The organism is Brevibacterium sp. VCM10, from assembly GCF_000583215.1.
Lineage (GTDB): Bacteria > Actinomycetota > Actinomycetes > Actinomycetales > Brevibacteriaceae > Brevibacterium > Brevibacterium linens.
The window spans coordinates 21,345-45,138 of record NZ_JAJB01000037.1; the positions used below are offsets into that span (position 1 = coordinate 21,345).

At 67.0% G+C, this 23,794-nt stretch carries 21 protein-coding genes; 10 read left to right on the forward strand and 11 right to left on the reverse strand.

Annotated elements, in window-relative coordinates; all coding sequences use genetic code 11:
* Nucleotides 1-59: 59 nt before the first annotated feature.
* Nucleotides 60-512, reverse strand: coding sequence for a MaoC family dehydratase (locus AD89_RS0111740; RefSeq protein ID WP_025779093.1), 453 nt, complete (start codon nucleotides 510-512; stop codon nucleotides 60-62).
* A gap of 168 nt (nucleotides 513-680) precedes the next feature.
* Between AD89_RS0111740 and AD89_RS0111745 the strand changes: the two genes are divergently transcribed.
* Nucleotides 681-1,298 (forward strand): DUF1990 family protein, encoded by a 618-nt coding sequence (locus AD89_RS0111745; RefSeq protein ID WP_025779095.1) that lies wholly within the window; start codon nucleotides 681-683, stop codon nucleotides 1,296-1,298.
* Nucleotides 1,299-1,302: 4 nt separating this feature from the next.
* Here AD89_RS0111745 and AD89_RS18545 read toward each other — a convergent pair whose 3' ends face one another.
* The 4 genes from AD89_RS18545 to AD89_RS18550 form a co-directional block, all read right to left on the reverse strand.
* Entirely contained in the window at nucleotides 1,303-2,385 is a 1,083-nt protein-coding gene (locus AD89_RS18545; protein WP_035320608.1) for a M15 family metallopeptidase, read from the reverse strand.
* Between the two features lie 225 nt (nucleotides 2,386-2,610).
* The gene (locus tag AD89_RS0111755; protein WP_025779099.1) at nucleotides 2,611-3,897 is read right to left on the reverse strand and encodes a sensor histidine kinase; all 1,287 of its coding nucleotides are present in this window, start codon (nucleotides 3,895-3,897) and stop codon (nucleotides 2,611-2,613) included.
* A gap of 4 nt (nucleotides 3,898-3,901) precedes the next feature.
* Nucleotides 3,902-4,861, reverse strand: a complete 960-nt coding sequence (locus AD89_RS0111760; protein ID WP_025779100.1) for a response regulator transcription factor — start codon at nucleotides 4,859-4,861, stop codon at nucleotides 3,902-3,904.
* On the reverse strand, nucleotides 4,861-5,406 hold the full coding sequence (locus tag AD89_RS18550; protein ID WP_035320610.1) for a hypothetical protein: 546 nt from the start codon (nucleotides 5,404-5,406) through the stop codon (nucleotides 4,861-4,863). Before AD89_RS18550 ends, AD89_RS0111760 begins: the two co-directional genes overlap by 1 nt.
* Nucleotides 5,407-5,774: 368 nt before the next feature.
* Here AD89_RS18550 and AD89_RS0111770 point away from each other — a divergent pair, with 368 nt between their 5' ends.
* Nucleotides 5,775-6,056, forward strand: coding sequence for a hypothetical protein (locus tag AD89_RS0111770; protein ID WP_025779103.1), 282 nt, complete (start codon nucleotides 5,775-5,777; stop codon nucleotides 6,054-6,056).
* A 166-nt stretch (nucleotides 6,057-6,222) separates the two neighbouring features.
* On the opposite strand, the gene AD89_RS0111775 is transcribed toward AD89_RS0111770, so the two are convergent.
* The 3 genes from AD89_RS0111775 to AD89_RS0111785 form a co-directional block, all read right to left on the reverse strand.
* Complete coding sequence (locus AD89_RS0111775) at nucleotides 6,223-8,517, reverse strand: heavy metal translocating P-type ATPase (protein ID WP_025779104.1); 2,295 nt, start codon at nucleotides 8,515-8,517, stop codon at nucleotides 6,223-6,225.
* Entirely contained in the window at nucleotides 8,517-8,729 is a 213-nt protein-coding gene (locus AD89_RS0111780; RefSeq protein ID WP_025779106.1) for a heavy-metal-associated domain-containing protein, read from the reverse strand. Before AD89_RS0111780 ends, AD89_RS0111775 begins: the two co-directional genes overlap by 1 nt.
* A gap of 87 nt (nucleotides 8,730-8,816) precedes the next feature.
* Nucleotides 8,817-9,110 carry a metal-sensitive transcriptional regulator gene (locus tag AD89_RS0111785; RefSeq protein WP_025779107.1) on the reverse strand — a complete coding sequence of 98 codons (294 nt, stop codon included), beginning with the start codon at nucleotides 9,108-9,110 and terminating at the stop codon, nucleotides 8,817-8,819.
* A 113-nt stretch (nucleotides 9,111-9,223) separates the two neighbouring features.
* Between AD89_RS0111785 and AD89_RS0111790 the strand changes: the two genes are divergently transcribed.
* The 4 genes from AD89_RS0111790 (at nucleotide 9,224) to AD89_RS0111805 (ending at nucleotide 15,896) form a co-directional block, all read left to right on the forward strand.
* The gene (locus AD89_RS0111790; protein ID WP_025779109.1) at nucleotides 9,224-11,140 is read left to right on the forward strand and encodes an MOSC domain-containing protein; all 1,917 of its coding nucleotides are present in this window, start codon (nucleotides 9,224-9,226) and stop codon (nucleotides 11,138-11,140) included.
* A gap of 80 nt (nucleotides 11,141-11,220) precedes the next feature.
* Nucleotides 11,221-13,098, forward strand: a complete 1,878-nt coding sequence (locus AD89_RS0111795) for a sensor histidine kinase (protein WP_025779111.1) — start codon at nucleotides 11,221-11,223, stop codon at nucleotides 13,096-13,098.
* 55 nt (nucleotides 13,099-13,153) lie between these two features.
* Entirely contained in the window at nucleotides 13,154-13,888 is a 735-nt protein-coding gene (locus tag AD89_RS0111800; protein ID WP_025779113.1) for a response regulator, read from the forward strand.
* Between the two features lie 58 nt (nucleotides 13,889-13,946).
* The gene (locus AD89_RS0111805; RefSeq protein ID WP_025779115.1) at nucleotides 13,947-15,896 is read left to right on the forward strand and encodes a penicillin-binding transpeptidase domain-containing protein; all 1,950 of its coding nucleotides are present in this window, start codon (nucleotides 13,947-13,949) and stop codon (nucleotides 15,894-15,896) included.
* A gap of 182 nt (nucleotides 15,897-16,078) precedes the next feature.
* Here the strand turns inward: AD89_RS0111805 and AD89_RS0111810 are convergent, their stop codons facing one another.
* On the reverse strand, nucleotides 16,079-17,680 hold the full coding sequence (locus tag AD89_RS0111810; RefSeq protein ID WP_025779117.1) for a succinic semialdehyde dehydrogenase: 1,602 nt from the start codon (nucleotides 17,678-17,680) through the stop codon (nucleotides 16,079-16,081).
* Nucleotides 17,681-17,729: 49 nt separating this feature from the next.
* Here AD89_RS0111810 and AD89_RS0111815 point away from each other — a divergent pair, with 49 nt between their 5' ends.
* Nucleotides 17,730-18,929, forward strand: coding sequence for an amino acid deaminase/aldolase (locus AD89_RS0111815; RefSeq protein WP_025779119.1), 1,200 nt, complete (start codon nucleotides 17,730-17,732; stop codon nucleotides 18,927-18,929).
* Nucleotides 18,926-20,296: a D-arabinono-1,4-lactone oxidase gene (locus AD89_RS0111820; RefSeq protein WP_025779121.1), complete on the forward strand. Its 1,371-nt coding sequence runs from the start codon at nucleotides 18,926-18,928 to the stop codon at nucleotides 20,294-20,296. Before AD89_RS0111815 ends, AD89_RS0111820 begins: the two co-directional genes overlap by 4 nt.
* Before the next feature lie 100 nt (nucleotides 20,297-20,396).
* On the opposite strand, the gene AD89_RS20365 is transcribed toward AD89_RS0111820, so the two are convergent.
* Both AD89_RS20365 and AD89_RS20370 read right to left on the reverse strand, forming a co-directional pair.
* Nucleotides 20,397-20,762, reverse strand: coding sequence for a hypothetical protein (locus tag AD89_RS20365; protein ID WP_231488604.1), 366 nt, complete (start codon nucleotides 20,760-20,762; stop codon nucleotides 20,397-20,399).
* On the reverse strand, nucleotides 20,763-21,281 hold the full coding sequence (locus AD89_RS20370) for a serine aminopeptidase domain-containing protein (RefSeq protein ID WP_231488606.1): 519 nt from the start codon (nucleotides 21,279-21,281) through the stop codon (nucleotides 20,763-20,765).
* 227 nt (nucleotides 21,282-21,508) lie between these two features.
* On the opposite strand from AD89_RS20370, the gene AD89_RS0111830 reads away from it, so the two are divergent.
* Together AD89_RS0111830 and AD89_RS18560 are read left to right on the forward strand one after the other, a co-directional pair.
* Nucleotides 21,509-22,807 carry an MFS transporter gene (locus AD89_RS0111830; protein ID WP_231488615.1) on the forward strand — a complete coding sequence of 433 codons (1,299 nt, stop codon included), beginning with the start codon at nucleotides 21,509-21,511 and terminating at the stop codon, nucleotides 22,805-22,807.
* Nucleotides 22,808-22,973: 166 nt separating this feature from the next.
* On the forward strand, nucleotides 22,974-23,768 hold the full coding sequence (locus tag AD89_RS18560; RefSeq protein WP_025779125.1) for a hypothetical protein: 795 nt from the start codon (nucleotides 22,974-22,976) through the stop codon (nucleotides 23,766-23,768).
* The last annotated feature ends 26 nt before the right edge of the window (nucleotides 23,769-23,794 follow it).

Sequence of the window (23,794 nt, forward strand, 5' to 3'; positions counted from 1 at the left end):
ACCACGCGGAAATGGGCAATCTGACCCCCTTAACCCGCCGGCAGAAGGCGGCGCTCAGCTCACTCGACGAGGAGGGTGACCACCTCGGCGACGCAGGCGGGGCGGTCCTGGCCTTCGATCTCGATCGTGTGTTCGAGGATGACCTGAGTGCCCTTGTCGCCGCGGATGACGTCCTTGACGCTGATGGTCCCGCGCAGTCGGGAGCCGACGACGACGGGCTGGAGGAAGCGGACCTTGTTGAGGCCGTAGTTGACGCGGATCGACACGCCCTCGATGGTGAAGACCTCGGTGGAGAACTTCGGGATGAGCGAGAGGGTGAAGAAGCCGTGGACGATCGTCGCGCCGTAGGGCCCCTCGGCCGCGCGCGCTTCGTCGACGTGGATCCACTGGTGGTCGCCGGTGACGTCGGCGAAGGTGTTGATCGCGTCCTGATCCATCGTCATCCACTCGGAGGAGCCGAGCCCCTGGCCGATGAGGGATTCGATCTCGTCGATGCCGTTGATTGTGCGCACGTGGTTCTCCTTTGATCCTGGCTCAGATGCTGAGCGGACATTCGATTGAGGTCCGCTGTTCTTGGCATCATACGTGGCCGTCCGGTCGACACCACCCCGTCGTCCGGACTGTGAGTCCCACGGTTCGAGTCCGTAGGGTTGACGGGCCGCGTCCGCTAGGTTGGAGGCATGGCCGACCATTCCGACAACCGTCCCGTGACGCTGACGCATCCCCTCTCGCCGAGGTGGCTGGAGCGTCCCGACGGCTACCGTCACTTCGAATCCGCGTACTTCGTCGGCCACGGGAAAGAGACGTTCGACCGCTGCGCCGAGGAGCTCCTGCACTGGGAGGTCAAGATCCGCAGCGGATTCGACATCGAGGTGAACGTCGACGCCGTCCACGTCGGAAGTGCGGGCGGAGCCGATCGAGCGGGTCGAGGGGAGACGACGGCCGATGCCGACGCTCGCTCGGGCGGTGAGAGTGCCAGTCGGCCGCCTCGGGTGGAGCCGGGGCAGGAGCCGACGATCCGCGTGCGCCTCGGCCCCTTCCAGCTGCCTGAGCCCTCACGCGTCATCGATGTCGTCGACACGGAGGACCGATGCGGCTTCACCTACGGCACGAAGCCGGGACATCCGATCACCGGAGAGGAGTCATTCATCCTCATCCGCACCGCCGACGACCGAGTCTTCCTCGTCCTGAGGTCGGTCTCGCGGGCAGGGCAGGGCATCTGGAGACTCGGCGAACCGTTCGTTCGGCTCGCTCAGATCGTCTACCGCCGCCGCTACGGACGGGCGCTGCGCAGCTGATCGATCACTTGCCGGGAATCGAGTCGCGGGCGGGAGTGTATTCCCAGTGCCAGGGCTCGTACATGCTCGACTTGGCCCAGTCGGGGTTCTCCCAGCCGTATTCGTCCCCGTGCTCGACGAGCCAGCTCCAGGCTCCGGACTTCGAGGCGACTCCGCCGCCGAGGTCGAGGGCGATGCCCCAACCATGCAGTGAGGTGCCCGGCTTGGCGGCCAACCCCGGCTTCCGGCCGGCCACAGAGACCTGTCCGGCCATGTCACGGTAGGAATCCGTGATCTCGAGTTCCTTGCCGGTGTCCTTCTTGTAGGCGGCATTCATCTTCGCGAAGGAGACGGCGGCATCGGCACGGAGTCGGTGGTCTTCCTTGCCGAGGTCGCACAGCCACTCATCGGGCAGCTCGCCGTTGCCGGCGGACTGATCGAAGTTCTGCTTCTCATCGCAGCCGGGCAGGACGCTCTTCTCGACCGCGCGGGACGCGGCTTCGACCTTCTTCTGCTTGGCGCTCGGCGCGCCGATCTCCATCGACGACTTCCCCTTGACTGCGGGCACGTCGGCGTTGACCTTCTCAGCATTGATCGCGGCAGGCTCACCGGTGGCGGTCGGGTCGGTCTTGACCTCGGCACCTCCGCCGAGGTTGTTGACCAGCATGGTCACTGCAGTGGCGGCGCCGGCCACGGACACGGCAGCCAGAGTCGAGATGGTCCGCAGCTTCTTCTTGCGCACGGACCTCAGCAGCGCACCATCGGACCCGCGGCTCTCGGCGGCTCCTGCGCTGACCCGACGGGCCGACGACGCAGACGGTGAGCCGAACGTCGTCGGAACCGCTGCGGCTTCTCGAGCCATTGCGGTCCGACGCGGGGACGACTGAGTCGCTCGCGCCTCGGCGGCCATCGCTGCGCGCCGCGGCGACGGGGTTTCGCTCGCGGAGTCGGTGGATGCGGCGGGCGCAGCCGCGGTCGGTGCCCCGGTGCTGCGAACCGAGGTGCTGCGAGTCGAGGTGCGGGTGCGAGAGAACGGGGACGATGAACGCCGCCTGTGCAGATCCCGTCGACGCACCGGTGACTCTGTGGTCGATGATGACTCTGACATAACTCTCCGTATGGCTGTGACTCCTCGAAGACCGCCGACGTTCCGACGACTCCAAAACTACATCACAAAAGTGTAACGGGAATATATCGAACCTGTCATATGTTGGTGACGAGTCGCACTCGCGGGCGGTCAGCCGACACCCAGGTCGATTTCAGCGCAACCACGAATTCCTGCCGTCATTCCAGTTCAGAGACCTGAACCAAGGTGAGGGTCGCCTCGGCGAGCTTATTCGGATCGACTCTCGATGTACTGTCGGAGCGCGCGCTCCTGGGCGTCTTCCTCGGGGAAGATCACCTCGGTCCGTGCACCCCCTGTTACGGGATCGTTACCGAAGATCAGTGTGATTCCGAGAAGGCGGGCCTGCCCCTGCGCGATGACGAGACCGAGTCCCATTCCGCCGCCGCCGGCGGAGACGAAGCGGGTCGGGCCGGTGTTGACGATGTCCGGCGGGTAGCCCGAGCCGGAGTCGGCGACGACGATGCTGCGCGTGCTGGTCTCCAGACGGATGGGATCCCCGCCGTGCTTGATCGCGTTGACGAGCAGGTTCGACACGATGCGTTCGAAGCGGCGGACATCGGTGACCAGGGTCGAATTCAGTGCCGCCAGACGAGTGTCGATCTGGTGTCCGGCGAGGGCACCCGAGGCTTCCATCGTGCCCAGCAGGGAGCGGATCGCCTGATCGATGTCGACGCGGGTGAACTCGGGATTGGCGCGTCCGGCATCGAGCCGGGAGACCTCGAGGAGGTCTTCGACGAGGACCTGCATGCGCACGACCCGGTCCTTGACGAGCTCGGCAGGGCGGGAATCCTCTTCGAGCAGGTTCGCGGCGTTGACCAGCCCGGTCAGCGGGGTGCGCATCTCATGCGCGAGGTCGGCGGTGAAGCGCTGCTCGGAGTCGATGCGTTCGGTTAGGCGGGCCACTGCGGTGTCGACGGCCGTGGCGAAGGCCCACACCTCCTGATCGGATTCGTCGATGACATCGGCGATGCGCGTCGTCGTGTCTCCGGCGGCGATCTTCCTAGCGGCCTGCGCACCGAGCGTCAGCCGTCGGGAGATGCGGCCGGCGACGATCGATCCGACGCCGCCGACGACGAGGGCGGAGCCGATCATTCCCACCAGCAGCGCCTGGTCGATGCGGCCGATGAGCTCCTGGCTCTCCTTCGTCGAGGCGCGCACGGAGATCACCTGGGTGTGCGAACCGACCTCGATCGGGGCCGCGGCCCACACGATCTCCTCACCGTCGACCTCGGACCGGATCGTCACGCTCTGGCCCTTGAGCGCGGACCTGCGCGCCTCCTTGGGCAGCTCCGGATCATCGATGCGGGCATTGAGGGTGAGTACCCCGGTCTCGGAGAAGATGGTCGTCGCATTCGTCAGCTGCTCGGTGACTGTCGAGCGCATCCGGTCGTCTTCGGCCCGGGCCGCGGATTGGCGCAGCACGATCGAGCACGACAGCACGGCGATGATCACCGAGGCGACGATGAGCAGAGAGATCTTCCAGCGCAGCGACATGCGATCAGCCTGCGAAGCGGTAACCGAATCCGCGAACGGTTTCGATCATGCTCGCCCCGATCTTCTTCCGCAGGCGCTGGATGTGGACGTCGACGACGCGGGAGTCGCCGGCCCATTCGTAGCCCCACACCGTGAACGCGATCTTCTCCCGCGAATACACGTGTTCGGGCTGCTCGGTGAGCAGCAGGAGGACCCGCAGTTCGGTCGGGGTGAGGTGGACTTCCTCCCCGTCGACCTCGACCGTCAGCCGGCCGGTGTCAAGGACCAGGGACCCCAGTCGCGTGCGGAACTGGCCGAGCCCGCCGTCGGAATCGGACGTCTCCGCGCTCACCGTGGGGGAGCCGCTCGGGCGCGGGGGAACTCCGCCGATCGCCTCTTCGTCGTCGTCCGCCTCGGGGGCGGTGGTGAATTTCCCACCGGCACCGAGGTAGGTGTCATCGGATTCGAGCTGCGCTCGCAGTCGATCCCGGGTGTCCATTCCGGGGCTGGCGCCGAGGACCTCGGGGATGCCGTCGCCGGTGACCATGCCGCCGGGGCCGATCACGGTGTCGTGATGCTCGTCCGCTTCGGGTGCGGGGGAGTAGCCGAACCGGTCGGTGCCGGTGGTGATGAACCGACGCACGACCGCGCGGATGCGAGCGTTGAGCACCTGCATGTCGAAGGGCTTGGTGAGATAGTCGTCGGCTCCGGCCTCGAGGGCCTGGACGATGTCGATGGCGTCGGACCGGGCGGAGATGATGATGATCGGGATCGTCGAGCGCTCGCGCACGGCACGGCATATGGAGGCGCCGTTCATCGTCGGCAGCATGAGATCGAGAAGCAGGACGTCGGCGCCGTTGGCGGAGACGAACTCGTACCCTTCGCGGCCGTCGGCGAATGCCGAGACCGTGTAATCGAAGCGTTCGAGTCCGATCTGCGTCGTCTCACGGATGACTTCGTCATCCTCGACCAGAACTATGTGCATTACGTTTCTCCATTTAGCCGCGTGAAGCGTTGACCTGGTTCAAACCTACCGTCGTGCATGCGGAACACCTGCACCGACCAGCCGGAGGGGCAGCATGCTCTGTCCCCGTCGGCGAACATGGCCTCCTGCACTACCAGTGTCCCATTTCTGCCGGGGCTGACCTTGAGCTGATTGCCGGTGGCGATGAGCTCGAGGCGGGGCTCGCCCCTGTGATCGCTGATGACCGCACCGGCGATGATCTCATTCCGCTGTTTGGGGTTGGCCACCGTGACCAGCTGGAACTTCTGTTCACCGCTGAGGAACGGCGACGCGAACTTCAGACAGTCCTTGCAGTCGGCGACGACCTCGGCCGTCTTCGTGGCGCGGCCGGTGACCGCAACTCCCGACGCTGATTCGATGGCCGTGCGGACTTCGTCGAGGGAGAACGGTTCATTCGCTTCGCCCGCAGCCTCGGTGTTGGGGGCGAAGAGGGAGGGGGAGGGGTTGCCCTCGGGGGAGACCTTGAGACCGCGATCGGGGCCGCATGCTGTGACGGTGAGGGCCATGACTGTCGCAAGGAGGAGCGCCGTGGCAGTGCGGGCGGTGCGGCGGAAGGGCGTCGAAGACAGGGGTGTCGAAGGGCGAGGGTCGAGGGGGCCGGGGCCGACGGCGGACCGAGTCGCAGTGCCTGCGCATGGTTCACGGCCAGGCGGGGCCTGGCTGGAGAGAGATGAGCACAGCGCCTCCCCGGAGGCGCGTCTGACGGTGACGGGCACACCCTCATTTTTGCCTGTTCCGAGCCCGTAGTCCACCTGATCGTCGGCTCAGGCGGGTCGCCGGCGTCGTCGGATCCGCCGGGCGAGGCAGGATCCGTCGGTTTCAAGGCGGCTTGTGGCCACCTCGGCTCTCAGCTCGGACCGGTAGAATGGAGGGCATGGCGCCCTCGAACACCCCGAAGAAGAAGTCCACAGGCGGCAAGCCCTCCAGCACGGTGTCCTACAAGGATGCGATCAGAGTCGGCGCCGTCTGCGGAATCGTCACTCTCGTCCTCGCGATCATCGTCACCCGAGCGTGGCAGGACGGTCGCGCCTTCGGCTATGCGTTCGTCTACGCCGGAGCGGCTTTTGTGCTGGTGTCGGGCTTCACGAGCTACCTCAACTGGGTGATGCGCAAGGACACGCAGAATCAGAACCAGTCCTACCCTGTCATGCGGTGAGCCGCACCAGACATGCGCTGAGACGCCGGGGGCTGCACTGAGAATCGCACTGAGAAGCGGCACCCTTCACTGAGGCCTCCGGCCCATGCGCTGAGGCTCTAGGCCCATGCGCTGAGATGTGGGCACCGACCTCGCCGCAGCTCCGTCGCCGGAGGCCCCGCCGCGCTTACGAGAAACGGAGCAGGCGGAGGCTGTTGAGGATGACGAACACCGACGAGAACGCCATTGCGGCGCCGGCGATCATCGGATCGAGTAGTCCGAACGCCGCGATCGGGATCGCCGCGGTGTTGTAGGCGAAGGCCCAGAACAGGTTGCCCTTGATGAGCCCCAAGGTCCGGCGCGAGAGCCGGATCGCCTGCGGGATCTGCTGCGGATCGGACTTGACCATGGTGATGTCTGATGCCGCCATCGCCGCGTCCGTGCCCGACCCCATCGCGATGCCGAGGTCCGCACCGGCCAGAGCGGCGGCGTCGTTGACCCCGTCGCCGACCATGGCGACGGCCCGGCCCTGCTCCTGCAGTTCGCTGACCACGGACACCTTGCCCTCCGGGCGGACATCCGCGCGGACCTCGGTGATCCCGAGAGCCTCGGCGACCACCTCGGCGGCTTGGGCATTGTCCCCGGTCAGCAGCACGGTGCTCAGCCCCAGCGAATGCAGTTCGGCGATCGCAGCCTTGGCCGTCGGCTTGGCCTCATCGGAGACGAAGCTCAGACCGTGGAAGACCCCGTCGATCGCCAGCGCGACGATCGTGGCTCCGCGCGGCACCGAATCGGCCGCACAGTCGACCGCGATCCCGCGCTCCCGGAGCAGGTCCGGGCGCCCGGCGAGCACCTCGGCGCCGTCGATCGTGGCCCGCAGACCGCCGCCGGCGATGTTCTCGAAATCCGTGACCGATGTCCCGGCCGAGCCCGCCTCAGTCGAGCCAGTCCCGGCCGAGCCTGCCCCCGCGGAACCCGCCTCGACGATCTCGGGTGCGGCGTCGACGATGGCGCGGGCGATCGGGTGTTCGCTGCGCGCCTCCAAACGAGCGAGCACAGCGAAGTCCGCGGGTGAGAGCTCGGTTCCGGTCAGGCTCATCACGCCGGTCGTCAGGGTGCCGGTCTTGTCGAGCACGACCGTATCGATCGACCGCGTCGACTCCAGCGCCTCGGGCCCGGAGACGAGGATGCCCAGCTGGGATCCGCGCCCCGAGGACACCGCCAGTGCCGTCGGCGTGGCCAAACCCAAGGCACAGGGGCAGGCGATGATGAGCACGGTGAGCGCCGCATGCAGCCCCGCCGCCCAGTCTCCGGTGACGAATCCCCAGATGAGCAGGGTGAGGATCGCGATGCCGAAGACGATCGGCACGAACACCGCCGAGATCCGGTCGGCCAACCGCTGCACGGCAGGCTTCCCGCTCTGCGCGCGAGAGACGAGATCGGCCATGGCCGCCAGTGTCGTATCGGCACCCACGCGGGTGGTGCGGACCTCGAGCACACCCGAGGTGTTGATCGTGGCTCCGGTGACGGAATCGCCGGGGCCGACCTCGATCGGAACGGATTCGCCGGTGAGCATCGCCTCGTCGACAGCAGAATGTCCGGTCAGCACCTCACCGTCGGCGGCGATCTTCTCACCGGGACGGACGAGGAAGACATCGCCGACGGTCAGCTCGTCGATCGGCACCTGCACTTCGACGCGGTCGCCATTCGCGCCGGCAGCGCCGGAAGCAGCATCGGCCGCAGTCGCCTCCGGCGCGCCCTCGGCAGCATCACCTTCACGCAGCACGGTTGCGGACTTCGCGCCGAGGTCGAGCAGCGCCTTGAGCGCCGCCGTCGCCCGGTTCTTCGCCCGGTCCTCGGTGAGCTTGCCGATGAGCAGGAACACCGTGATCGCCGCGGCCGCTTCGAACCACACATGGTATTCGGCGGGAATCGTCCAGCCGTGACCGTCGGCGACGGCCCGGCCCAGCGTGAAGTAGGAATACAGGCTCGCGACGGTGATGCCGACGCTGACCAGGGTGTCCATGGTCGTCGACCCACCGCGGGCGGCCTTGTACGCCGCCGAGTGGAACGGCCACGCACCCCAGGTCACGACCGGCAGGGCGAGGATCGCGACAACCCACTGCCACCCGGCGAAGTGCCAGCTCATGACCATCGAGATCGCGACGATCGGGACGGCCAGGATGAGGGCGCCTGCGAAGCGCGGCCGCAGATGGCGGGGATCGTAGTCGACGATCTCCGGACCGGCGCCTCCAGCACCGCCCGCGCCGGGGCGGCGCACGGTGGCACCGTAGCCGGCCTTCGCGACGGCGCCGGTGATGTCGTCGTCGCTGAGTTCGGAGTCGATGACCACATGCGCGGTCTCCAGCGGCAGGTTGACCTCCGCCGTGACCCCATCGAGGCGGGTGAGCTTCTTCTCGATCCGCGCCGAACACGACGCGCAGGTCATGCCCGTGATGTCGAGCTCGAGCTCGCGAGGCATCACTTCACCTCATAGCCGGCTTCATCCACGGCGGCACGGATCGCCGCGTCGTCGAGTTCGGCCGACGATGTGATCGTGACCGGGGAATCGCCCCCGGCGTTGAGGTCGACCGCGACGTCCGAGACGCCTGCAAGCGCCCCGAGCTCGTCCTTGACCGCGGCTTCGCAGTGTCCGCAGGTCATTCCCGAAACGGTGATGGTGGTGGTCGTCATCGTGCTCTCCTATCAGCGGTGAAATTGTCCCGACGTCCGGACCTCAAGCGTCGTTCCACCCCGATGGGGCGGACGCGGCCTGCGGCTTCAGCTCTTGATGAGTCGGGAGATGGCGGCTGATGCCTCCTCGACCTTCTTCCGCGCTTCCTCGTCGTCGCCCGATGAGGCGGCGTCGACCACGCAGTGAGCGATGTGCTCTTCGAGGAGGTTGATGGAGACCGCGTGCAGCGCGGCTGTCGCGGCGGAGACCTGGGTGAGGATGTCGATGCAGTACTTGTCGTCATCGATCATCTTCCCGATGCCGCGGACCTGGCCTTCGATCCGCTTCATCCTCCGCGCGAGAGCGTCCTTCTGCGGGGTGTATCCATGGTGCTCAGTCATGGATAAACCGTATACCCCTATAGGGTATAAATCAAGATCGGCCCTCGCCGAGGCGGCTGTGCGTTTGCTCTCATCCCGACCGTTCCGTGTTCTCCGGCTCCTACAATCGAATTATGCATGTTGCCAGACTGTTCCGGTTCCCGGTGAAGGGATTCCCCGCCGAGGAGCTCACCGAGGCCAGAGTGGTCAAGGACCGCGGGATCCGCGGTGACCGGATCGCGGCGTTCACGAACGGCAGCCTCGACGTTCCCGTCGACGCCTGGCACTCGTATTCCGCCTTCACGGTGCTCAAGAACGACACCGACCTGCAGAAGTGGCAGGTCGCAGTGGCCCTCCCCGAGGCGGCCGGAGGCGAATCCGCAACCGCGCCCGATCCGGATGACCGGAGTGCCCCCGCCGAGGCGGTCGACGATGTTTCCGCGACCGTGACCTTCACGTCCCCGACGGGGGAGTCGACGACCTTCTCCACGGATGACGAAGAGGGCAGGGCCGCCTCGGCGAGCTTCCTCTCCGAACGGATACCCCCTCAGGGTACATTCCCGCGCAGCCTGGCCGTCGCCGATCAGGGGATGTTCGACTCGCAGCGCTCGGGAATCTCGCTCATCAACCCCGCCACGGTCGCCGCGATCGCCGAGACGGATGAGGGCCGCGCGGCCCTCGGCCTGAGCGCGGAATCGGTAGGTCCGACGTCGGCTGACGCGGGTACTCCGGACGATCGTGCGACTGGTGCAGCCGATCATGCAGTCGAGCTCGACCCGCTGCGGTTCCGCGGCAACATCCTCGTCGACGGACTCGCCCCGTTCGAGGAGTTCGCGCTCATCGGTTCGGTCATCCGCCTCGGCGGTGTGCGACTGGCGATCCGCTCGACGATCGAACGCTGCCCGGCGACGACCGTCAACCCGACGACGACCGAGGTCGACGTCAACGTCCCAAGGCTGCTCAATACCGCCTGCGGGCACCTGCACTGCGGAATCTACGGACAGATCCTCGAGACCGGCGACGTCACGGCCGGCGACGAGATCACCGTCGAAGGTCCGGCCCCGCGCGAACTGATCAAGGTCGCGCGGACTCCGCGGTTCATGACCGTCGTCGGCCGCCGGCAGATCTGCAACGACATCGTCGAGGTGGCGCTGCGCGACGACCTCGGCTGGATCCGCGAATTCGACGAACCGGGCACCAATCTGCGCGTCCACCTCGACCTCGGCGCACCGTTCTGGCGGACCTATACGATCACCGACGTCGACGACGACATCGTCCGCATCGCCGTGCGCACCCAGGGCAAGGGCTCGCGCGCCGTGGCATCGCTGGACGAAGGACAGCGGATACTGACCTCCGGTCCGCACGGAACCATGACCGCCTCACGCGTCTTCGGCGGCACAACGGCCCTGATCACCGCCGGAATCGGTATCACCCCGAGCCTCGGACTGCTGCGCAGCGACGGTATGGCCGAGCTGCCTGAGACCGATCGGATCCGACTCGTCCACGTCGACCGCGACCACCGCACCGCATGCCTGTGGAACCGGCTGCAGGACCGCGCCCGCTCGGGCGCCGTGCCCGTCGAGACCCACCACCGCAATACCGCGACGGCCGGTCGACCGGGCCACCGGGACCTCGTCGACTGGGTGGCCGGCTGCGACAACGTCATGGTCTGCGGACCCCGCGACTTCACGGCGGCCGTGCTCGCCGCCGCGGACGAGGCCGGCGTTCCCGCGGTCCACCAGGAGACCTTCGCCTCTCCGAACACGGGCATGAGCGAGGCCATCGCCGCGTGCTCGCCCGCCGAGGTGACCCTGGAGAACTCGGGAACGAGCTTCGTCTGGCAGCCGCAGGAAGGCACTCTGCTCGAATCCTTGGAAGCACGCGGATTCCGGTCGCCGAGCTCCTGCCGCGGCGGATCCTGCGGAACCTGTTCGGTCTCCCTGGCCGCCGGGTCCGTGCTCTACCCGATCGAACCCGCCGCCCGAGTCGAGAGCGACGAGGTGCTCGTGTGCTCCGCGGTCCCCGCCGGACCCATCACTCTGGCGCTCTGACCCCGGCAGGCTCATCTGGCCGCCTGACGCAGCAGACCGACCCAGCAGGCTGCCACTGAGCGGGTGGCACAATGGATTTTATGCCGAAGAAGAAGCGCACCGTGCTGCCGCAGGGGCCCGCCGGACCGGTGGGCCGCCTGAGTCGGTGGGTGCGCCTGTCCGCGGCAGGGCGGATCATGTTCGCGAACTCGATCATGCTCGTGGGCGTCATGGTGCTCACGACGAGTCTGCTCTACCTCCAGCTCTCCCAACTCAACACGAAACGCGAACAGGACCTGCTGCGGTCGGCCGCGGACAACATCTCGATGTCGCTGGGCCTCGTCGGCACCGGTGACGTCGGCCAAGACGACTATCTCGACTCCGAGTCCCGCGACGACGTCCAGACGCTGCTGGACAACGTCATCAGCCAATACGGCTTCGACATCGCCGCGGTCGTGCCCATCGACTTCCTCCTCACCCCGCCGACCCTGGGCTCACCCGGACGCCAACAGGCGCTGGAAGCGAAGACCGCCTCGGCGGAGTCCGGGAAGATTCCCGAGGACTCCATCGACCAGCTGGCCCAGGCGGTCGACGGGCAGGCTCTGCAGGAGGGCCGGTCGACCGTGCGCTTCATCGACGACGGAGGCGCGTCCGATGGCACCATGTACGTCGTCACCCCGGTCTATGCCGAACACGTCGGCGTCGACGGCATGAGGTCCGACACCGTCGTCGGCGCCGTCATCGTCGGCAGCTCCGCCGATTCGGTCCGCGAAGGCTTCCTGGCGCAGGGCAAATGGCTCATCGGCATCGCCGTCCTCACTCTCATCCTCGGCATCGGCTCCTCCTGGGTGACATCGCGGGGCCTGCGCAGGGTCACCGGCGACTACGGCGCCGAGGAGCTGCGCAGCATGCTCGACTTCTACTCCTCCGTGCTCACGGCCGTCTCCGAAGGTCTGCTGCTCGTCGACCGCGCCCGCGGAATCGTGCTCATCAACACCGAGGCCCGGGAACTGCTGGGCATGCCGGCCGCCGGAGACGACGAGGACTCGGGCCCCACCTCGGCGGAGGAGATGCCGCTGCGTGAACTCGACCTGCCGGAGGCGCTGCACGATCTTCTCGCCTCCGGCCGGTGGGCCCGCGACGAGATCCACTACACCGACGACCGCGTCCTCGTCGTCAATCAGCAGCCCACCGAGGCGGCCAGCGATACGTGGGTCGTGACCATGCGCGATCACACGGAGCTGGCCGAGCTCTCCGGCGAGCTCGTGTCCGTGCGATCGTTCTCCGATTCCCTGCGCGCACAGACCCACGAATACGCGAACCGGCTGCACATGGTCGTGTCCCTGCTCGAGACCGACCACGTCGATGAGGCCATCGACTTCGCGGCCAGGGACATCGACGACCTCAACCGAGTCAACGGGGACGGGTCGATGACTTTCGACCACCCCGTGCTGTCGGCCCTGCTGCTGTCGAAGATCGCCCAAGCCGCCGAGGTGGGCATCGAGATGACGGTGGACACTGCGGGCCTCACGGGCAGCCTCGGTGGGGACGATCGGGATCTCGCGACGATCATCGGCAACCTCATCGACAATGCTTTCGACGCTCTGAGCAGGCAGGATGTCCTGCCTGAAGACAAGAGAGTCCACGTCGAGCTCTCCGGATCCGGCGGTCCCGGCGGATTCACGATCGAGGTCAGCGACGACGGTCCGGGCATCGACGAGGAGCACCTCGACGCGATCTTCGAACGCGGCTGGTCGACGAAGCACGACGGTGTCGAGATCGACCAGGGGCAGGGGCGCCAGCAGACGGGCACCCGCGGGGTCGGGCTGTCCCTGGTCGTGCAGGCGATCCGCCGCCTCGGGGGAGCCGTCGACGTGCAGGGCCGGGGGGAGGACTGCGACCGGTTCAAGGGTGCGGTGCTCACGGTGTGGCTGCCGGACTCGGCCGGTGCAGGTCAAGCGGGCCACAGCTCGATGTGACGGGACTGCAACACGATCAGGCACGCTGTCAAACGGGTGCAGATAGACTGGCGGCATGTCGGACTCAACTGTGCCCGAATCGAGCATCGGTGTGCTCGTCGTCGAGGATGAGGTGGTCGCCGCCCGTGCTCACGCGAAGTACATCGATCGCATCGACGGCTATCACGTCGCGGGGGTGGCGAAGAATGCCACTCAGGCGATGGCTGCTCTCACCGGTCAGATCTACGGCCTCGAGTCCTCCGGCATCCACCTCGTCCTCCTCGATATGAATCTGCCCGACGGGCACGGACTCCAGGTCTGTCGCGCCATCCGCGGCCAGCGCGTCGACGTCGACATCATCGCCGTCACCGCCGCCCGGGACATGCAGATCGTGCAGGAGGCGTTGTCGTACGGCGTCGCCCAGTACATCATCAAGCCATTCACCTTCCCCGTCTTCAAATCCAAACTCGAGGCGTATTCGTCCTTCCGCAACCGCCTCGGCGGAGATTCGAACGACGGGGAGGTCACCCAGACCGAGGTCGACAAGGCGATCTCGGCCCTGCGCACCCACACCGTGGCCGCGACCGCGAAGGGTGTGCCCGATGCCGTCCAGTCCGAGGTGAAGAACCTGCTCGATGAGAATCCGGGACAGTCCGCGACTGAGTTGGCCGAGGGCCTCGGCGTCTCCCGGGTCACCGCACGCCGCTACCTCGAATCCATGGCCGACGCCGGCATGCTCGAACGCCGTCCCCGGTACGGTTCGGCCGGCCGCCCCGTCCTCGAATACACCGTCGTCCCCGACGCAGGCTGACCGGCGGTCTCGGCTCAGCGCAATGGACATCGGACGCCCCTCGGTAGAGGATGGTCCCATGTCGAAGAAGTCCCGGGTCTGGCTGGCCGTCGCACTCGTCCTCGTTCTGCTGCTCGGCGCCGGGGTCTTCGCGCTCTTCCGGCTTCCGATGACGAAGTCCTCAGCTGCCGAGGCAGCCGCCAACGACCTCGCCGAAGAGCAGCTGAACTCGGACGTCTGGCACCAGAAGGACCTCGCTCAGAGCCTGTTCGACCGGGTCACGAAGGCATTGGGCAAGCGAGTCGACCTGCGGTCGGTCACCGTCGACGACATCACCGAGGCCGAGGGGCGGACCGTGGCCACACTCGACTGGAGCTGGGCGAACAACGGCGGAGAGTCCTGGGAGTACAGTTCCCAGCTGCCCCTGGAGAAGAACGGACTCTTCTGGTGGGCGGATCTCACGGAGCAGGCCGTCCACCCGAAGCTCGGCAAGGGCGGCCGCTTCGCACTGCGCGCGAATCCGGGCGGACGCGGGAAGATCCTCGGCGCCGATGGCGAAGTGCTCATGGCAGAGGGGAAGGTCATCGACATCGGCGTCCATCCGAATCGCCTGGAGCCCGACACCATCGGCCGACTCGTCAGCGGGCTCAACGACGGCGTCGACTCCCTCGACCTCGACGCCGCTGACCTCGAGAAGTCCGTCGACGACGCCGCAGGCAATCAGCTCGTCCCCGTCGTGACCCTGCGCGAAGACGACTACAGATCGGTCAAGAGCGCCATCCACGATCTGCCGGGGGTGCTCTTTTCCGAGGACACCCAGACTCTGACCCGGTCTCGCGGGTTCGCGCAGGCCACGCTCGGTTCGGCCGGACCCGCCAGCGCCGAAGACATCGAGAACTCCGAGGGCGAGATCATCGCCGGTGACATCGTCGGCCGCACCGGCCTGCAGAAGACCTTCGATTCCCGCCTCAGCGGACCCGGCAGCGTCGAAGTCTTCGCCAAAGGCGATCCGACCGACGACAAGGGCGGAAAGACGAAGCTGACGAGCCTCCACGCCTTCGAGTCGCAGGACGGTGAGGATCTCGAGACCACCCTCGACGTCGATATCCAGACCGCCGCGGACGACGCGGCGGCGACCGCGAAGAAACCGGCCGCCGTCGTCGCGATCCGTCCCAGCGACGGCCAGGTGCTCGCCGTGGCCAACCACGACCCGGCAGGAGCGGCCTGGGACAGAGCGCTGAGTGGTCAGTACCCTCCCGGTTCCGTGTTCAAGATCGCCTCTGGCCTGGCACTCCTCGACGCCGGGGTGAAACCGGCTGACGACATCGACTGTCCGAAGACCGTGAACATCGGCGGCAAGAGCTTCAAGAACGCCGAAGACGAAGTGCTCGGCACCGTCAGCTTCGCCGACGACTTCGCACACTCCTGCAACACCGCCTTCGTCTCCTCTTCGGAGAAGGTCACCGGCGACGAGGTGGCCGAGGCCGCCGCCCAGCTCGGCATGCTCGGTGACACCTCGGCCATCGGCGCGAAGATGGCCTCGGTGCCGGCCGACGATGACGAGGTCACCCACGCCGCGCAGATGATCGGCCAGGGCAAGGTCCAGGCGAGCCCGCTGGCCGTGGCGACGATGGCCGCCTCGGTGGAGGCGGGGGAGACGGTCGACCCGCAGCTCGTCCTCGGTGAGGCGCTCGACGAGGCGAAGAGCGGCGACGGCGGTCAGGGTGCGAAGGACGGCAGCGACGGCGATGCCCCGACGCTCGACGCGGACGCGGCGAAGGAGATCTCGACGATGATGCGCACAGTCGTCACCGAGGGCACTGCGACTGCGCTCAAGGACATTCCCGGTGACCCCGTCCACGGCAAGACCGGAACGGCCGAATACGGCGAGGAGACCCCGCCGCGCACACATTCGTGGTTCGCCGGGTTCCAGGGAGATCTGGCCGTGGCCGTCCTCGTCGAAGACGGCGGATTCGGCGCCGAGGCGGCCGTGCCGGTGGCGCACGAATTCTTCGATTCCGTCAGCTGAGTCCCACTGCTCAGCTGTCGACTGAGCCTTGCCCGACGCCGCAGGGCTCGTCCTGCGGCCGGCCCGGGCAGGAGAATAGGTCACAATCGGACAATCGGTCCGAAACATAGGTCACCATCGGATACTTTTCGGCGCCAGAAGTATCCGATGGTGACCTATATTCGCCGGTGAAGGCCGCCGGCCTACTTCATGCGCAGAGACCGCATCACCTGAAGTGCGCCGGTCATGGCCTTCGCGAACGTCTTCTGATCGAGAGGACCAGCCGGTGCGATCGGGTGGAGGCGCTGCTGCGCGATCGTGTGCGAATGCATGAATTGGAAGAGGCCCTCGGGTCCGTGCCGGTGGCCCATGCCTGAGGCCTTGACTCCGCCGGCCGGAGCGTCGATGGACCCCCAGCTGGCCGGGTAGACCTCATTGACATTGACCATGCCGGCCTCGACCAGCCGCGCGATCTCGCGCCCATGGGAACGCGAGTAGACCGACGCCGAGAGTCCGTAGTCGCTGTCGTTGGCCGCAGCGATCGCCGCGGCGTCCGACGGCACCGGATAGACGGAGACGACGGGGCCGAAGGTCTCCTCGCGATGCAGCTCCGCCGTGGCGGGAACATCCGTGAGCACGGTCGGAGCGTAGAAATAGGGGCCGAGATCGGGCACCGGGTGCCCGCCGGCGAGCACCGTGGCACCGGCGTTGCGGGCCTGTTCGACATGAGCCGTGATCGTCTCGAGCTGCTTCGGTCCCGCCAGGGTGCCCATGTCCGGGCCGTATTCGAACTCCGCGCTGAGACGGTGGGCGCGGGCCGCCTCGGCGAAATGGGCGCAGAAGGTCTCATAGAGGTCTTCGTGGACGTAGATGCGCTCGATCGAGATGCACAGCTGCCCGGCCGAGGAGAACGATCCGCGCACGGCGCCCTCGACGGCCTTCTCCAGATCCGCATCGGCGGCCACGATCAGCGGGTTCTTGCCCCCGAGCTCGAGCGCGGCCGGGAGCAGACGCTGCCCCGCCTCGGCGGCGATCGACCGTCCCGCGGCCGTCGACCCGGTGAACGAGATTCCGTCGGCACCAGCCATGAGTGCAGGTCCGACCTCGGAGGACGGGCCGGGCACGAGCTGCCACACCTCGGCGGGCAGACCGGCGGCGATGGCCAGCCTGCGCATGAACACCGAGGTCAGCGTCGTCGTCGAATCGGTTTTGTGGACGACGGCGTTGCCGGCGGTCAGGGCCGCGAACAGGTCGGTCGCACCCAAGGTCAGCGGGTAGTTCCACGGTGTGATGAACCCGATCACGCCCAGCGGGGTGCGCGTGACCTCGGTGCGGGTGAGCACGGGGATCGCCCCGCGCCGACGTTCGGGACGCAGATACCGGGCGGCCATCACCCCGTAGTGGCGGAGCACATTGAAGGTATCGAGGATCTCGTCATAGGCGTGGATGCGGGCCTTGCCGGTCTCGTACTGGATGATGTCGAGGAGCAGATCCTCGTTCCGGACCAGTGCGGAATGCAGTCGAGTGAGCACCTTCGCCCGGTGCTGAACCGACTGAGCGGCCCATGCTTCGCCTGCGATGCGGGCCGTGGCGTAGGCGGCTTCGATGTCGTCGGGAGTGTTCCGGGCGAACCGGTCGACCTCCTGGCCGGTGAACGGTTCGACGCCGCGCATCACCTCGCCCGAACCGGAGGCATCGGCGTACGGATCGGTGTCGAGGAAGTCCCGCAGTGCCGCGGTGACATGCGCGGACGCGGTCTGTGCAGTGCCTGCTTCGGAGGTGCGGGCGCTGGTCTCTGTTCTCATCGGCTTCCTAACCATGTGACGTAGGTCATCGCAGGCTAGACTACCGAATATGGTTTCGAGTGGACTCCGGCGTGCGCTGAAAGGGACCTGTGCACCCACCGCCGTCGTCGATCTCGACGCCTTCGACGAGAACCTCGATGCCCTGGCTCAGCGCGCTCGCGGACTGCCGATCCGGCTGGCCACGAAGTCCCTGCGTGTGCCCGCCGCCATCGACCGAGCGCTCGCCCATCCCGCCTATTCCGGCGTGCTCGCCTTCTCCGTTCCCGAGGCGCTGTCGCTCCATGCCCACGGTGTCCGCGACATCGTCATCGGCTATCCCAGCCTCGACCGGCCGGCCCTGACCCGGATGGTCGCCGAGGCGGGAGCGCGGTCGAACATCACCGTGATGATCGACTCCGTGGACCACCTCGACATCATCGACGACGTCCGCAGATCCCTCGCCGAGGCGGGAGCCGCCTCGGTGCGGGTGTGCATCGACGTCGACTCCTCCTTTCGCCCGGCCGAATCCTGGTTGGGCGACCGCGTCCATATCGGGGCCAGGCGCTCACCGATCCGGGAGGGGCGAGCGGCCGTCGCGCTCGCCCGTCAGGTCGCGGCCCGGCCCGGGTTCGATCTCGTCGGGATGATGTTCTACGAGGGGCAGATCGCCGGCACCGCCGACGCCGGACGAACAGCCCGGCAGGCGATCGTGCGGTTCATGCAGAGAGCCTCGATCGCCGAACTCGCCGAACGACGAGCCGCCGTCATCGCCGCCGTCAGAGAGGTCGCCGACCTCGAATTCGTCAACGGCGGGGGAACCGGCTCGTTCGAATCCAGCTCCGTCGAAGGCACTCTGACCGAACTCGCCGCCGGATCCGGCCTCTTCTCCCCGGGACTCTTCGACGGCTATACGCACTTCCGGCACCGGCCCGCCGCATACTTCGTCACTCCCGTCGTGCGCAGGCCCGGGCCCGGCTGGGTGACGGTCTTCAAGGGCGGATTCATCGCCTCGGGAGTCCCCGGCCCCGACCGTCTGCCGACGATCGCCTGGCCGCCGGGCCTCGAATACTCCGGCCTCGAGGGGCCCGGAGAGGTGCAGACGCCGCTGACCGGGCCCGGCACGGACTCGCTGCGCATCGGCGACCTCGTGTGGTTCCGGCACGCGAAGGCCGGTGAGCTGGCCGAACATTTCAACGACTTCCAGATCGTGTCTCAGGGCCGCATCCGCGATGCCTGGACCACCTATCGAGGAGAGGGGCTCGTGCTGTGAGAGACGTGCAGCCGCGACGAGGCGACCGGCACGGTCGGCAGAGATTCCGGAACTGGGCCGGTCATGTCCATGCACATCCGCACACATTCGCACGCCCCGCCTCGGCGGAGGAGCTATCGGGCATCGTCACGGCCGCTGCGGCGGCGGGGGACCGTCTGCGGGTCGTCGGGGCCGGGCATTCGTTCACCCCGGTGGCCGCCGGCGACGATGTCATGGTCAATCTCGACGGACTCTCCGGCATCATCGCCGTCGACGAGGAGCGCAAGCGGGTGCGCTTCGCCGCCGGCACCCGGCTGCGGGACATTCCCGCCCTGCTCGCACCCTACGGTCTGGCCCTGGAGAATCAGGGCGACGTCAATCCGCAGGCCCTGGCGGGCGCGATCTCGACGAGCACGCACGGCACCGGAATCGGGTTCACCGGGTTCGCCGGGACCGTCACCGGGCTGAGCCTGATGGGCCCCGACGGGCAGGCGCGGGAGCTGTCGGCGGAGTCGGAACCGGAGGTCTTCGACCTTGCACGGGTCAGCCTCGGCGTTCTCGGTGTCATCACCGAAGTCGAACTCCAGTGCGTGCCGGCCTTCGACCTCATCGCCGAGGAGAAGGTCGCCGGATTCGACGAGCTCCTCGACGGGCTGACCGAGAGGATGCGCGGGGCCGACCATTTCGAGTTCTACTGGTTCCCGCACACCGATTCGGTGCTGACGAAGACGAACACCCGGGTGGAACCGGGGCAGGCCGGGCCGGGCCACCTCGCCGAGGCGGGGGTGCGCAACCGGTGGCTCAACCTCCTCGACAAAGAGGTGGTGGAGAACGGAGCGCTCCGGTTGGCCGTCGAGCTCGGGGCGAAGGTCCCGGGCGTGGTGCCCTCGATCAATCGCGTCGCCCAGTCCGTCGTGGCAGACCGAACGTACCGGGCACCGGGCCACGATGTGTTCGTCACCCCACGGCGGGTGCGGTTCAACGAGATGGAGTACGCCCTGCCCTTCGACTCCGGACCCGAGGCGATCCGGGAGATCCGAGGCGCCATCGAGGCCAAGGGGTGGGCGATCTCATTCCCCCTCGAGGTCAGGTGCGCCGCCGCCGATGATGTGCCGCTGTCGACGGCGACGGGACGGGAGACGATGTACATCGCCGTCCACCGCTTCATCAAGGAGGACTTCGCCGAGTACTTTCGCGTCGTCGAAGAGATCGTCTGCCGGCACGGTGGCCGACCGCACTGGGGCAAGATCCACACCCGCACGGCCGCCGACCTGAACGAGCTCTATCCGCGATTCGCGGACTTCTGCGAGCTGCGGGCCCGTCTGGATCCGGCGGCCATGTTCGGCAACCGCTTCACCGACTCGCTGTTCGGTCTCAGCCGCAGCTGAGGGCGCAGCGTCAGTCGAGAAGTGGTCGCAAACGGATACCGGCGGTCGAAAAGTGGTCGCAAACGGATAATTCTGGGCGAGGAAAGTCTCCGATGGTGACCTATTCTTCGGCTGCTTTCCTCTCGAGCCAGTCGAGGATCTCCGGCCAGGCGTCTGCGGCGACGGATCGGCGCATGAGACCGTGATGGCCGATGCTCGTCGCGTCGAGTTCTGTCGGGTCGACAGTGCGACGGGTCACCGGGGCCAGTCGCAGGCGGTCGGTGAGCGCATCGATGAACGCTTCTGTCGCCCACGGATCGTCGGAGGTGCCGACGGCGAGAACAGGTGTGCGCAGTCGGGCGGCGCGCGCTTCGGCGTCGAAACTCGGGTCGTCGAAGAAGAAGTGGGGACGGCGCAGCCAGTTTGTCCACTCGTAGAGGGCGGCGGCGGGGATGTCCTCGCCGAGTCCGACTCGGCTGCCGGGCATCTACCCGCACACTCGTGTGGCCACCCTGCCGAAGACTCCGAGGCCGACTTCCACTCGCCAGCGCTCGCTGCGGGGCGCGATGCTGCGTGCCGCCACCATCGCTGTGGTGATTGTGACGATTCCGGACAGCCGCTGTCCGCCGCTGCCCAGGAGCAGGGCGTGCCCGCCGAGGCTGTGGCCCAACGCCGTATGCGGCAGATCAGGGAAACTCTCCTCGGCCCAGGCGCCCGCGGCCGCCACATCTTCGCAGATCCAGTCGCGCATGCGCAGATGCCGATGGGCGCGAGCCGCCCTCCGGTCACCGACACCGCGGAAGCCGTAGGTGACCACAGCGAACCCACGGGCAGCCGCCGCCTCGGCGAAGGAGAAGTAGAAGCGTTCGGGAGTCGCGGTGGCCGGGTGGATCGTCAGCACCGCATGCGGGTCGGCCGAGGTGAGGAAGAGATGTCCCTTGAGATCGCTGGAGCCGGACCGGCTCGACACCGGGATGCACACGTCCTGCTTGAGAAGTGAGTCCATAACTTTCAGGGTAATCTCCACTGCCCCAATATGCTACCAGTCAGTAATATAATTCCGGTTGGCCTCGACTGCCGACATGTGCGGCGCAATCACTGCCGAAATCCTCGGCGGTATCCCATGTCCGAGCGTGCTGGTACGCTCGGGGAATGACAGCGTCGGATCGGAACCATCCCGCATCACCCGCCCAAGCAGGCAGTCGAGAGCGGGAGAGAGGCCGGCGCAGGTCGATGTTTGTCGCCGCCTTCGGCACCGTCGTCGAATGGTACGACTTCTCGATCTTCTTCTATGTCGCCACGACCCTGACCAAGGAATTCTTCGGCGACCAGACGGATTCTCTGCTGCTGACCCTCGGGGTCGGTGCAGCGGGATTCCTCTTCCGACCCTTGGGTGCGATGGTCTTCGGTCACCTCGGTGATCGGATCGGACGTCGTTCGACGCTCATCATCTCCGCGGTCCTCATGGCGATCTCCATGCTCGGGATCGCGGTGATCCCGAACTACGACACGATCGGCATCTGGGCCGGCGTCCTCATGGTCGCCCTGCGCTGCCTGTCCGGATTCTCGGTCGGTGCCGAGTACACCGGCATCATGGTCTTCCTCATGGAATCGGCGGGACCGGGAAAGCGCGGATTGGCTGCCAGCTGGGCTGCGGCCAACAGCGAGGTCGGCGCGCTTCTGGCCGTGGGATCCGGTGCGCTGCTGGCGAATACGCTCTCTCCCGAGGCGATGGATTCCTGGGGCTGGCGGCTGCTGTTCGTCCTCGGCGCCGTGCTTGCCATCATCATGGTTCCGCTTCGGTCGATGATGGAGGAGACCGAGACCTTCAAACGGCTGCAGCAGGCGGAGAAGGACAACAAGGGCAAGAAGGACGTCGGTCTCGAACGCTCCCCGCTCATCACCGCGATCCTCGAGCAGCCGCGGGCGATCCTCGTCGCCTTCCTCATCTCGTCGATCGGCTCGGTCAGCTACTTCCTCAACATCACCTATGTGCCCACCTACATCGAAGAGGTGGCGAAGGTCCCGAACTCCGGTTCCCTGGCACTGGGCACCGTTGCGGCCGTCGTCGCCATCGTCGTCACCCCGTTCTTCGGCCTCGCCTCGGACAAGTTCGGGCGCAAACCTGCCTTGGCGGCACTCATGGTCGTCTTCGTCTTCACGACGATTCCCGCGTATGTGCTGCTGTCAAACCAGTCCGCGGGCATCGCGATCGCAGGATCGGCGTTCCTCGCGATCCCGGCGGCCGGGTGGAGCGCTGTGGCGGCCGCCATGGTCCCCGAGCAGTTCACCGGCACGAGCCGCTTCTCCGGCATGGCGATCGGCTACAACGTCGCCACCGTTCTGTTCGGCGGGCTCTCACCGCTCATCGCCACGGCACTCATGTCGTCGACGGGCATCACGCTGGCACCGGCGATCTACGCCACCGTCGTCATCATCGTCGCCGGAGTCCCGACCCTCATCCTCGCCCGCAGCATGGGCAAGAAGACCCTCGCCGAGGTGGACGCGGACAGGCATCTCGCGCCCGCTTGAGGACGTGGCCGGGCGGCTGTTCGGGGGCTGCGGCGGATCGGTGACAGACGTTGCCGTTCTGCCACACGCTGCACACATCTCGGCCGCAACGAGCTCATAGATTGGTTTCAGAACACGCATTCGGGCGACCTGCTTCCGAGTGCGAGAGACCGATCAAGGAGTCACCATGAAACGCATGAAGCGTGCCACCTTCACCGCTGCGGCCCTGCTCAGCTGTACCCTCGCCTTCTCGGGCTGCTCGCTCATCAGCCAGGTCGTCCAGCCCGACCAGGGCCAGACCGGCGAGCAGTCGAACGCCGACGGTCAGGACCAGAACGGTCAGGACCAGAATGGTCAGGATCAGGGCGATGAGAACGGGCAGGAGCCGAGTGCCGACCAGAACGGCCAGGACCAGGCCGGCGAGCAGGACTCGAGTTCGGACCAGTCGGCCTCGAACTCCTCGTCGTCGTCGACCTCGTCCGCCGACGGGTCCACCGGGTCGGATTCGGGGTCGTCGTCCGGCAGTCAGGGCCAGATCAGCATCGGTGAAAGCTTCGAGGACCCGGAGATGCAGGACAAGATCGAGGTGCTCTCGGCGGTGCGGAACTTCGAGTCGTCCAAGAGGGCCTCGTCGATCGAGCTCGGCGGCGAAGTCGTCCTCCTCGAAGTCAAGATCACCCCGGGCAAGAAATACAGCGGACTCATCCAGTCCGGAGCGTTCAAGATCTCCGAAGACGGGGGTGCGGATTTCCGCTACGACCAGACCGACGGCCTCGAAGCCGAGATGCGGGCCGCCGGATTCGAACCCTTCGAAGATGTGTCTCGCCGCGACGGCGGAACACATCAGGGCTGGCTCGCCTATGTTCCGAATGAGAAGCAGGACACTTACACGATCCGCTACGAACGCGGTGCCGGCAAGGTGATGGGAACCGACGAGAAGGTCCCCGAGTTCACGACGACCTTCGACATCCCCGCCGGCTGAGCCTGCCGTCTGAGCATCGAGGCCGG

Coding starts and splice junctions, on each gene's coding strand:
- AD89_RS0111745 (WP_025779095.1), top strand. CDS start 681: ATGGCCGACCATTCCGACAACCGTCCCGTGACGCTGACGCATCCCCTC.
- AD89_RS18545 (WP_035320608.1), bottom strand. CDS start 2,385: ATGTCAGAGTCATCATCGACCACAGAGTCACCGGTGCGTCGACGGGAT.
- AD89_RS0111755 (WP_025779099.1), bottom strand. CDS start 3,897: ATGTCGCTGCGCTGGAAGATCTCTCTGCTCATCGTCGCCTCGGTGATC.
- AD89_RS0111760 (WP_025779100.1), bottom strand. CDS start 4,861: ATGCACATAGTTCTGGTCGAGGATGACGAAGTCATCCGTGAGACGACG.
- AD89_RS18550 (WP_035320610.1), bottom strand. CDS start 5,406: ATGGCCCTCACCGTCACAGCATGCGGCCCCGATCGCGGTCTCAAGGTC.
- AD89_RS0111770 (WP_025779103.1), top strand. CDS start 5,775: ATGGCGCCCTCGAACACCCCGAAGAAGAAGTCCACAGGCGGCAAGCCC.
- AD89_RS0111775 (WP_025779104.1), bottom strand. CDS start 8,517: ATGCCTCGCGAGCTCGAGCTCGACATCACGGGCATGACCTGCGCGTCG.
- AD89_RS0111780 (WP_025779106.1), bottom strand. CDS start 8,729: ATGACGACCACCACCATCACCGTTTCGGGAATGACCTGCGGACACTGC.
- AD89_RS0111785 (WP_025779107.1), bottom strand. CDS start 9,110: ATGACTGAGCACCATGGATACACCCCGCAGAAGGACGCTCTCGCGCGG.
- AD89_RS0111790 (WP_025779109.1), top strand. CDS start 9,224: ATGCATGTTGCCAGACTGTTCCGGTTCCCGGTGAAGGGATTCCCCGCC.
- AD89_RS0111795 (WP_025779111.1), top strand. CDS start 11,221: ATGCCGAAGAAGAAGCGCACCGTGCTGCCGCAGGGGCCCGCCGGACCG.
- AD89_RS0111800 (WP_025779113.1), top strand. CDS start 13,154: ATGTCGGACTCAACTGTGCCCGAATCGAGCATCGGTGTGCTCGTCGTC.
- AD89_RS0111805 (WP_025779115.1), top strand. CDS start 13,947: ATGTCGAAGAAGTCCCGGGTCTGGCTGGCCGTCGCACTCGTCCTCGTT.
- AD89_RS0111810 (WP_025779117.1), bottom strand. CDS start 17,680: ATGAGAACAGAGACCAGCGCCCGCACCTCCGAAGCAGGCACTGCACAG.
- AD89_RS0111815 (WP_025779119.1), top strand. CDS start 17,730: ATGGTTTCGAGTGGACTCCGGCGTGCGCTGAAAGGGACCTGTGCACCC.
- AD89_RS20365 (WP_231488604.1), bottom strand. CDS start 20,762: ATGCCCGGCAGCCGAGTCGGACTCGGCGAGGACATCCCCGCCGCCGCC.
- AD89_RS20370 (WP_231488606.1), bottom strand. CDS start 21,281: ATGGACTCACTTCTCAAGCAGGACGTGTGCATCCCGGTGTCGAGCCGG.
- AD89_RS0111830 (WP_231488615.1), top strand. CDS start 21,509: ATGTTTGTCGCCGCCTTCGGCACCGTCGTCGAATGGTACGACTTCTCG.
- AD89_RS18560 (WP_025779125.1), top strand. CDS start 22,974: ATGAAACGCATGAAGCGTGCCACCTTCACCGCTGCGGCCCTGCTCAGC.